Genomic DNA, 10,230 nt, shown 5'->3' on the forward strand with positions numbered 1-10,230 from the left:
CTGGCAGGGACCCAGGCCCATACCGGCAGGGACCCAGGCGGCCGTCGGAAAGTCCGGCAATTAGGATCGCCGGTATGGGTACGCACTTGATCACCGGCGCAGGATCGGGCATCGGGACGGCGGTCGCGCGGCGGCTCGCCGACCGGGGCGAGGAGCTGTGGCTGCTGGCCCGGGACGCGGGCCGCGCCAAGGAGCTGGCCGCGCAGTTCCCCGGGGCCCGCACGGTCGTCGGTGACCTCGGCGTTCCGGAGAAGCTCGCCTGGGCGCTCGGCCACCAGACGCTGCCCGACCGGCTGGACTCCGTCCTGCACATCGCGGGCGTCGTCGAGCTGGGCACGGTCGCCGACCTGCCCGCCAAGAGCTGGCAGCGCCAGCTGACCGCCAACCTCGTCGCGCCGGCCGAGCTGACCCGCCTCTTCCTGCCGCAGCTGCGGCTCGCGCAGGGGCACGTGGTCTTCGTCAACTCCGGCGCGGGGCTGCGCGCGAACCCGCAGTGGGGCGCGTACGCGGCCAGCAAGCACGGCCTGAAGGCCCTCGCCGACGCGCTGCGCGCCGAGGAGCACGACAACGGGGTCCGCGTCACCTCCGTCTACCCGGGGCGCACCGCGACCGCCATGCAGGCGAGCGTGCACCAGCAGGAGGGCAAGGAGTACGACCCCGCCCGGTGGATCGACCCGGAGTCGATCGCGACCACCGTCCTCACGGCTCTCGACCTCCCCAGGGACGCCGAGATCACCGATCTCTCGGTCCGCCCGGGGCGCTGACCGCCCGCCGGCCGCCCGTGCGGCCGGCCTGCCGTCCCGCCGCATAGGGTCGGACGCGTGAGCGACAAGACGACTAACCCCTGGGGCGCCCGCGCGGCCACCGGTATCGGGTCGATGCCCGGTGGCGACGCGCGGGAGGCCGCGAAGACCGTCACAGGATCTCTCGACCGGCTGCCGTACCTGCCCGAGCTGCCCGCCCGCGGGCCCGGTGCCGACATGATCGGCCGGACCGCCGGGCTGCTCGTCGAGGTGTACGCGCACGTGGAGCCCAGCGGCTGGCGGATCAGCGACCGCCCCGGTCGCGATACCCGCCGGGCCCGGTCCTGGCTCGGCGAGGACCTCGACGCGCTGGAGGAGTTCGCGCAAGGGTACGAGGGCGCGCTGAAGGTCTCGGCCGTCGGGCCGTGGACGCTGGCCGCCGCGCTGGAGCGCCGCAACGGGGAGGCGGCGCTCGGCGATCCGGGCGCCTGCCGGGACCTCACCGCGTCGCTGGCCGAGGGCCTGCGGGCCCACCTCGCGGACGTACGGCGCCGCATCCCCGGCGCCCGGATCGTCCTCCAGCTCGACGAGCCGTCGCTGACCTCCGTACTGCGCGGCAGCGTGCGGACGGCGAGCGGCTACCGCACTTACCGGGCCGTGGACCGCGCCGTCGTCGAGGGCGCGCTCCGCGACATCATCGACGCGGCGGGCGGCGCGCAGGACGACGGCACGCCCGTCGTCGTGCACTCCTGCGCCCCCGACGTGCCGTTCGCGCTGCTGCGCCGGGCCGGGGCGACCGGCATCGCGTGCGACTTCTCGCTGCTCACCGAGCGTGATGACGAGGTGATCGGCGAGGCCGTCGAGGGCGGTACGACGCTCTTCGCCGGCGTCGTGCCGGGCACCGACGGCCCATTGTCAGACCCTGCCGGTAGCGTCATGGGTGTCAGGACGCTGTGGCGCAGGCTGGGGCTGAATCCGGGGACTCTCAGCGAGTCCGTGGTGATCACTCCCGCGTGCGGACTCGCGGGCGCTTCGCCCGAGTATGCCCGTAAGGTGCTCGCCCACTGCGTCCGGGCGGCGGGATCGCTCGCGGACAACCCTGAGTGAGCGCACTCAAGGACACGGGAGGACAGACGGTGGCCGGCGAAGAGCAGACCGGACAGGCGGCGGAGGGCGCGGCGGACGACGCGGCGGGAGCCGGCGTGCCCTCGGAGGCGCGCGAGCGGCACCAGCGGCTCGCGGAGCAGATCGAGGAGCACCGCTTCCGGTATTACGTGAAGGACGCCCCGGTCGTCAGCGACGCGGAGTTCGACAAGCTGCTGCGCTCCCTGGAGGCGCTGGAGGAGGAGCATCCGCAGCTGCGGACGCCCGACTCGCCCACGCAGAAGGTCGCGGGGGCGTACGAGACGGAGTTCACGGAGGTCGCCCACCGCGAGCGGATGCTCTCGCTGGACAACGCCTTCGACGATGAGGAGCTGGCCGCCTGGGCGGAGCGGATCGCGGCGGAGCTGGGCGGCGATCCGAAGTCGGCGAAGTACCACTTCCTGTGCGAGCTCAAGGTCGACGGCCTCGCGGTCAACCTCACGTACGAGCACGGCAGGCTGACCCGCGCCGCCACCCGGGGCGACGGCCGCACGGGCGAGGACATCACGCCGAATGTGCGGACGATCGCGGACATCCCCGACCGGCTCAAGGGCGACCGCGTCCCGGAGCTGGTGGAGATCCGCGGCGAGGTCTTCTTCCCGATGGAGGCGTTCGAGCAGCTCAACGCCCGCCTGGTGGCGGACGGCAAGCCCCCGTTCGCCAACCCGCGCAATGCCGCGGCCGGTTCGCTGCGCCAGAAGGACCCCAAGGTCACGGCGACCCGCCCGCTGCACATGGTGGTGCACGGCACCGGCGCCCGTGAGGGCTTCGACATCGACCGCCAGTCGCAGGCGTACGACCTGCTGCGCGAGTGGGGCCTGCCCACGGCGAAGCACAACAAGGTCGTCGACTCGCTGGCGGCGGTGCGGGAGTTCATCGCGTACTACGGCGACCACCGGCACGACGTCGAGCACGAGATCGACGGCGTCGTCGTCAAGCTCGACGAGATCCGGCTGCAGGGCCGCCTCGGCGCGACCTCGCGCGCGCCGCGCTGGGCGATCGCGTGGAAGTACCCCCCGGAGGAGGTCAACACCAAGCTGCTGGACATCCGGGTGGGTGTCGGGCGGACCGGCCGGGTGACGCCGTACGCCGTCGTCGAGCCGATCATGGTGGCCGGTTCCGAGGTGGAGTTCGCCACGCTGCACAACCAGGACGTGGTCAAGGCCAAGGGCGTCTTCATCGGCGACACGGTCGTGCTGCGCAAGGCGGGCGACGTGATCCCCGAGATCCTCGGGCCGGTGGTGGACCTGCGGGACGGCAGCGAGCGGGAGTTCGTGATGCCGGCCGAGTGCCCGGAGTGCGGGACGGCGCTGCAGCCCGCCAAGGAGGGCGACATCGACCTGCGCTGTCCGAACGCGCGGGGCTGCCCTGCGCAGTTGCGGGAGCGGCTGTTCTACCTCGCGGGCCGCAAGAGCCTGGACATCGAGAACTTCGGATACGTCGCGGCGACGGCGCTGACCCAGCCGCTGGAGCCGGCCGAGCCGCCGCTGAAGGACGAGGGCGACCTCTTCGGGCTCTCCATCGAGCAGCTGCTGCCCATCAAGTCGTACGTGCTCGACCCGGACAGCGGGCTGCCCAAGCGGGATCCGAAGACCGGCGAGGAGAAGGTCGTCACGTTCTTCGCCAATCAGAAGGGCGAGCCGAAGAAGAACGCCCTGGCGATGCTGGAGAACATCCAGGCGGCCAAGGAGCGCCCGCTGGCCCGCATCCTGACGGGCCTTTCGATCCGGCACGTGGGCCCGGTCGCGGCGCAGGCGCTGGCCATGGAGTTCCGTTCGCTGGACCGGATCCGGGAGGCGAGCGAGGAGGAACTGGCCGCGGTCGAGGGCGTCGGCGGGACCATCGCCGCCTCGCTGAAGCAGTGGTTCGAGGAGGAGTGGCACCGCGACATCGTGGACAAATGGCGCGCCGCCGGGGTCCGGATGGAGGAGGAAAGCACCGGCGACGAAGGCCCGAGGCCGCTGGAGGGCGTCACCGTCGTCGTAACGGGAACACTTCAATCACACACCAGAGATGGCGCGAAGGAAGCGCTGCAACGTCTTGGAGCGAAAGTGACCGGTTCTGTCTCGAAGAAGACCGGTTTCGTCGTTGTAGGCGACAATCCTGGTTCGAAATATGACAAAGCTATGCAGTTGAAGGTGCCCGTGCTGGACGATGACGGCTTCGCGGTGCTGCTCGAAGAGGGCCCCGACGCCGCCCGCGCGGTAGCGGTCACGCCCCCGGAGGAGGAGTGAGTAAGTCACTTCTTCGGCGCATACCAGACGCTTACGGGTGGTCGGGTCGCATTCGGGCAACCGCTGCCGATCGCTGCCCGTGGTGGCCTTCTGCGGCCTACTGTTGAGGGGTGCGCCTGCCGTGGCGCGGGCACAGCCGGCTGTGAGAGGTATCGGAATGGAACCGACCGACAGCGCCGCTCCGGCGTCGCGGCTCCGGCGGCTCGTCATGCCCGCGTTGCCCGCGGCTGTGGTTCTGACGGCCGCCGTGGTGCTCGTGACGGGCGTCCTCATGACGATCGGAGGCGGCGCCGCGCTCTTTCCGCGCGGCGCCGTCGGCTGGTCGCTGGCCGTCCTCACCGGCGTGATCGTCGGGCATCTCGTCGCCATCGGCAGGGACCGCTGGACCGGCGGCACCGGCTCCGGTGCCGCGCTGGCCCTGGCGGTCCTGCTGCTGTACGGCTGGGTGCCCGCCCTGTTGATCAGCCTGTCCGTGGTCGTCCTGGTCGGCGCCGCGCGCCGGCAGCGCTGGCGACAGGCAGTCGTGCACGGCGCGATCGACGTCCTCGGCCTGGGCACGGCGGCGCTGGGCCTCGCCGCGTTCGGCATCGCGCCCAGCGTGGCCGATCCCGGCCGCCCCGGGGACTGGGACCTGTCCGTACTGCCGCCGATCCTCGGATCGGCGCTGGTGTATCTGGCCGTCACCCGGGCGCTGCTCTGGTTCCTGATGGGCTCGCGCAACGGCCGGCTGCCGTCCATCGCGCGCCGGGCGGTGACCCGGCAGGCCCTGGTCGGCGTCGCGCTGGTGGGCATAGCCCCGCTGATCGTGGTGGTCGCCGAGCACACGCCGCTGCTGCTGCCGCTCTTCGCCGTGCCGCTCATCGCGCTGGACTCCACGCTGTGGATCGCCCGGGCACGCGCCGAGGAGCAGCTGCGCGACCCGCTGACGGGCCTGCCGAACCGGCAGTGGCTGCTGGAGCGGACCTGGAGCGCGCTGGACGACGCCGAGCGCGTCGGCGCCCGCGCCGCCCTCGTACTGATCGATCTCGACCGTTTCCGGTCGGTCAACGACACCCTCGGACACCTCGCCGGTGACCGCCTGCTGCTCCAGATCGCCGAGCGGCTGCGGCAGGCCCTGCCCCGCGGAGCGGAGGCCGCGCGGCTGGGCGGCGACGAGTTCGCGGTGCTGCTGCCCACCGCCGATTCCCTCACCAGCGCGCAGCGGGTGGCCCGTTCGCTTGTCGCCGCGCTGGGCTCGCCCCTCGACCTGGACGGGCTGACGCTGGTGCTCGAGGCGAGCGCCGGCGTCGCGGTCTACCCGGACCACGCGCTGGACGCCGAGGGCCTGCTGCGCCGCGCGGACGTCGCGATGTACCAGGCGAAGCGGGACCGCAGCGGCGTCGAGGTCTACGAAGCCAAGCGCGACGGCAACACCCCCGACCGGCTCGGCCTCCTCGGCGACCTGCGCCGGGCGCTGGACGCGGGCGAGGTCGAGCTGCACTACCAGCCCAAGGTCCGCTTCGACGGCCAGGTCGCCGGGCTGGAGGCGCTGGTGCGCTGGGTGCACCCGGACCGCGGGAGAGTCCCTCCGGACGAGTTCATCGCCATCGCCGAGTCCTCCGGGCTGATGCCGCGGCTGACCGAGTACGTCCTGGAGACCGCGCTCGGCCAGGTGGCGCGCTGGCGCGCGGACGGCCTGGAGGTCCCGGTCGCGGTGAACGTCTCGCCGCGCGACGTGCACACCCCCGGCTTCGCCGGCGCGGTGGCCGCGCGGCTGGCGCGGCACCAGGTACCGCCCGGCGCGCTCCAGCTGGAGATCACCGAGCACGTGCTGCTGGAGGACCCGCAGCGCGCCGCCGACACGCTGAACGGCCTGACCGGCCACGGCGTGAAGATGTCGCTCGACGACTTCGGCACGGGGTACAGCTCCCTGGTGCACCTGCGCCGGCTGCCCGTCAGCGAGCTGAAGATCGACCGCTCGTTCGTGGCCCGGCTCGCGGTGGACACCGAGGACGCCGAGATCGTCCGCTGCACGCTCGACCTCGCCCACTCCCTCGGGCTGCTCGTCGTCGCGGAGGGCGTCGAGGACGACGAGACCTGGGAGCGGCTGCGCGACCTGGGCTGCGACGCGGTACAGGGCTGGCTGGTGGCGGCCGCGATGCCGCCGGACGAGACGACGGCGTGGCTGCGTGCGCGGGAGCACGGCGGCTGGCGCCGCGAAGTGGACGACGAGGCGGACCAGCCCTCCGGTCAGGTCGTGAAGTAAGCCGCCCCCGCCGTGCCGGGAGAGCGCCCTCCGGGTGCTGTCCTCAAACGCCGGACGGGCTGTTCTTCAACCGTTTCGCCGTCACGACACCGCGCGCCATAGGATTGGGGCGAATACTCCACCGGAAACCAGCAGAGGATCGCTGCATGCCTGGCATCACGCGCGAGGAGGTCGCCCACCTCGCACGGCTGGCACGTCTGGAGCTGAAGGACGAAGAGCTCGACCACTTCGCCGGACAGCTCGACGACATCATCGGCGCGGTAGCCCGCGTCTCCGAGGTCGCCGACCAAGACGTTCCGCCGACCTCCCACCCGCTGCCCCTGACGAACGTCATGCGGGCGGACGAGGTGCGCCCGTCGCTCACCCCCGAGCAGGCGCTCTCCGGCGCGCCCGCCCAGGAGCAGCAGCGATTCAAGGTGCCGCAGATCCTGGGGGAGGAGTGACCGAGATGGCGCAGACCGCAGCACACGAACTGATCAAGCTGACCGCCGCCGAGACCGCAGCGAAGATCGCGGCCGGTGAGGTCACCGCCGTCCAGGTCACCGAGGCCCACCTGGCCCGGATCGAGGCCGTGGACGAGAAGGTGCACGCCTTCCTGCACGTCGACCGGGAGGGCGCGCTCGCCCAGGCCCGCGCCGTGGACGCCAAGCGCGAGCGCGGCGAGAAGCTCGGCCCGCTGGCCGGCGTCCCGCTCGCCCTGAAGGACATCTTCACCACCGAGGGCGTCCCGACCACCGTCGGCTCCAAGATCCTCGAAGGCTGGATCCCGCCGTACGACGCGACGGTGACCCAGCGCCTCAAGGCCGCCGACGTCGTCATCCTCGGCAAGACCAACATGGACGAGTTCGCCATGGGGTCGTCCACCGAGAACAGCGCGTACGGCCCGACGGGCAACCCGTGGGACCTCACCCGCATCCCCGGCGGCTCCGGCGGCGGCTCGTCCGCGGCCCTCGCCTCGTACGAGGCCCCGCTGGCGATCGGTACGGACACCGGCGGTTCGATCCGCCAGCCCGCGGCCGTCACCGGCACCGTCGGCGTGAAGCCGACGTACGGCGGCGTCTCGCGGTACGGCATGGTCGCGTTCTCGTCCTCCCTCGACCAGGGCGGGCCCTGCGCCCGTACGGTCCTGGACGCGGCGCTGCTGCACGAGGCGATCGCGGGCCACGACCCGCTCGACTCCACCTCCATCGACGCGCCGGTCCCGGCCGTCGTCGAGGCCGCCCGCAACGGCTCCGTACAGGGCATGCGCGTCGGCGTGGTGAAGCAGTTCCGCGGCGAGGGCTACCAGGACGGTGTCATCCAGCGGTTCGACGAGTCCGTCGCGCTGATGAAGGAGCTGGGCGCCGAGATCGTCGAGCTGGACTGCCCGTCCTTCGACCTGGCGCTGGCGGCGTACTACCTCATCGCGCCCTCGGAGTGCTCCTCCAACCTCGCCCGCTTCGACGCCATGCGCTACGGCCTGCGGGTCGGCGATGACAGCACGAAGTCCGCCGAGGAGGTCACCGCGCTGACCCGCGAGGCCGGCTTCGGCCCCGAGGTCAAGCGCCGGATCATGCTCGGCACGTACGCGCTCAGCTCCGGCTACTACGACGCGTACTACGGCTCCGCGCAGAAGGTGCGGACCCTGATCACCCGCGAGTTCGAGGCGGCGTTCGAGCAGGTCGACGTGATCGTCTCGCCGACCACGCCCACCACCGCCTTCCCGATCGGCGAGCGCGCCGACGACCCGATGGCGATGTACCTCGCGGACGTGTGCACGCTCCCCGTGAACCTGGCGGGGAACGCGGCCATGTCGCTGCCCTGCGGCCTGGCTCCCGAGGACGGGCTGCCCGTGGGCCTGCAGATCATCGCCCCCACCATGAAGGACGACCGGCTGTACAAGGTCGGTGCCGCCGTCGAGGCCGCCTTCGTGGAAAAGTGGGGCCACCCGCTGCTGGAGGAGGCACCGTCACTGTGAGCGCCATCACCAAGAAGGCCAAGAACTTCAAGAAGTCCAAGTCGGGTCTGTACCTGTCGATGGGCACCACCGCTTTCGGCGCGCTCAGCGTCGCCAAGCAGGCGAAGCTGGCCCGGCAGGAGAACGACACGCTGCGACTGATCGACGCGGCCGTCTCGGCCGCGGCCATCGTCACCGGCCTGGCGATCCTCTACCGGGAACTGAAGCACCTGGGCGACGACGACGTCCTGCTGGGCTGAGAGGGATTGTTTCACCGTGACTGTCACTGACCTGGTCTCGTACGAGGACGCCCTCGCGACGTACGAGCCCGTCATGGGGCTCGAGGTGCACGTCGAACTCGGCACCAAGACCAAGATGTTCTGCGGGTGTTCGACGGCGCTCGGCGCCGACGCCAACACCCAGACCTGCCCCACCTGTCTGGGCCTGCCCGGCTCGCTCCCGGTCGTCAACGCGATCGGCGTCGAGTCGGCCATCAAGATCGGCCTGGCCCTGAACTGCTCGATCGCCGAGTGGTGCCGCTTCGCCCGGAAGAACTACTTCTATCCGGACATGCCGAAGAACTTCCAGACCTCCCAGTACGACGAGCCGATCGCCTTCGACGGCTACCTCGACGTACAGCTGGAGGACGGCGAGATCTTCCGCGTGGAGATCGAGCGCGCCCACATGGAGGAGGACACCGGCAAGTCCACGCACGTGGGCGGCGCGACGGGCCGTATCCACGGCGCCTCGCACTCCCTCCTGGACTACAACCGCGCCGGCATCCCGCTCATCGAGATCGTCACCAAGCCGATCACCGGTGCCGGCGAGCGCGCCCCCGAGGTCGCCAAGGCGTACGTCGCCGAACTGCGCGAGCTCATCAAGGCGCTCGGCGTCTCCGAGGCCCGCATGGAAATGGGCCAGATGCGCTGCGACGTGAACCTCTCGCTGATGCCCAAGGGCAGCGAGAAGTTCGGCACGCGCTCGGAGACCAAGAACGTCAACTCCCTGCGCAGCGTCGAGCGTGCGGCGCGGTACGAGGTCCAGCGGCACGCCGCGGTGCTCTCGTCCGGCGGCACGATCATCCAGGAGACCCGCCACTTCCACGAGGAGGACGGCTCCACGACGTCCGGCCGCGTGAAGGAGGAGGCGGAGGACTACCGGTACTTCCCGGAGCCCGACCTGGTCCCCGTCGCCCCGTCCCGTGAGTGGGTCGAGGAGCTGCGGCGCGGCCTGCCCGAGCTGCCGCGCCTGCGCCGCAACCGGCTGCGCGAGGAGTGGGGCGTCTCCGAGCACGACATGCAGTCGATCCTCAACGCCGGTGCGGTCGACCTGATCGTCGCCACCACGGAGGCCGGCGCGGACGCCGCGGCCGCCCGCAAGTGGTGGATGGGCGAGCTGGCCCGCCGCGCCAACGAGGACGGCGTGGACCTGGCCGCCCTGCCCATCACCCCGGCCGACGTGGCCCGGGTGGCGGCGCTGGTCGCCGAGGGCTCCCTCAACGACAAGCTGGCCCGCCAGACCATCGAGGGCGTACTGGCCGGCGAGGGCACCCCGGACGAGGTCGTCGAGAAGCGCGGCCTGAAGGTCGTCTCCGACGAGGGCGCGCTCGGCAAGGCCGTCGACGAGGCGATCGAGTCCAACGCCGCCATCGCCGACAAGATCCGCGGCGGCAAGGTCGCCGCGGCCGGCGCCCTGGTCGGCGCGGTAATGAAGGCCACCCGAGGCCAGGCCGACGCGGCCCGCGTCCGCGAGCTGATCCTGGAAAAGCTGGGCGTGGAGGGCTGATCCCGGCCCGCTGCATGCGACGAGGGGCGGGGGACCTCCGGGTGTGCCGCCCCCCTGTCGAGCACACCGAACACAACAGCATCGATCTCCGGCTCTTCTCCCCCCCACCAACCCTCAAGAGACCCACCTCTTCTCCCCGCGGCA

Annotated in this window: 8 protein-coding genes; all 8 read left to right on the plus strand. The window is 71.7% G+C overall.

All coding sequences use genetic code 11. The features are described 5' to 3' along the window. Nucleotides 1-74 precede the first annotated feature (74 nt). The 8 genes from ACZ4MH_RS31720 (at nucleotide 75) to gatB (ending at nucleotide 10,086) form a co-directional block, all read left to right on the plus strand. Nucleotides 75-764 (plus strand): SDR family oxidoreductase, encoded by a 690-nt coding sequence (locus tag ACZ4MH_RS31720; RefSeq protein WP_351589973.1) that lies wholly within the window; start codon nucleotides 75-77, stop codon nucleotides 762-764. A 57-nt stretch (nucleotides 765-821) separates the two neighbouring features. After that, a complete protein-coding gene (locus tag ACZ4MH_RS31725; RefSeq protein WP_351589976.1) occupies nucleotides 822-1,850 on the plus strand; it encodes a methionine synthase in 1,029 nt (342 codons plus the stop codon). 29 nt (nucleotides 1,851-1,879) lie between these two features. Continuing rightward, entirely contained in the window at nucleotides 1,880-4,120 is a 2,241-nt protein-coding gene (gene ligA / locus ACZ4MH_RS31730; protein WP_467754816.1) for an NAD-dependent DNA ligase LigA, read from the plus strand. A gap of 157 nt (nucleotides 4,121-4,277) precedes the next feature. Next, complete coding sequence (locus ACZ4MH_RS31735; RefSeq protein ID WP_351589978.1) at nucleotides 4,278-6,365, plus strand: putative bifunctional diguanylate cyclase/phosphodiesterase; 2,088 nt, start codon at nucleotides 4,278-4,280, stop codon at nucleotides 6,363-6,365. A 146-nt stretch (nucleotides 6,366-6,511) separates the two neighbouring features. Then, nucleotides 6,512-6,808, plus strand: a complete 297-nt coding sequence (gene gatC, locus ACZ4MH_RS31740) for an Asp-tRNA(Asn)/Glu-tRNA(Gln) amidotransferase subunit GatC (RefSeq protein WP_030258164.1) — start codon at nucleotides 6,512-6,514, stop codon at nucleotides 6,806-6,808. Between the two features lie 5 nt (nucleotides 6,809-6,813). Next, nucleotides 6,814-8,322, plus strand: coding sequence for an Asp-tRNA(Asn)/Glu-tRNA(Gln) amidotransferase subunit GatA (gene gatA, locus ACZ4MH_RS31745; protein WP_351589981.1), 1,509 nt, complete (start codon nucleotides 6,814-6,816; stop codon nucleotides 8,320-8,322). Beyond that, nucleotides 8,319-8,561 (plus strand): hypothetical protein, encoded by a 243-nt coding sequence (locus ACZ4MH_RS31750; protein WP_030258159.1) that lies wholly within the window; start codon nucleotides 8,319-8,321, stop codon nucleotides 8,559-8,561. Before gatA ends, ACZ4MH_RS31750 begins: the two co-directional genes overlap by 4 nt. 16 nt (nucleotides 8,562-8,577) lie before the next feature. Beyond that, nucleotides 8,578-10,086, plus strand: a complete 1,509-nt coding sequence (gene gatB / locus ACZ4MH_RS31755) for an Asp-tRNA(Asn)/Glu-tRNA(Gln) amidotransferase subunit GatB (protein WP_351589986.1) — start codon at nucleotides 8,578-8,580, stop codon at nucleotides 10,084-10,086. Nucleotides 10,087-10,230 lie beyond the last annotated feature (144 nt).

This window comes from Streptomyces sp. NPDC026301 (genome assembly GCF_055567935.1).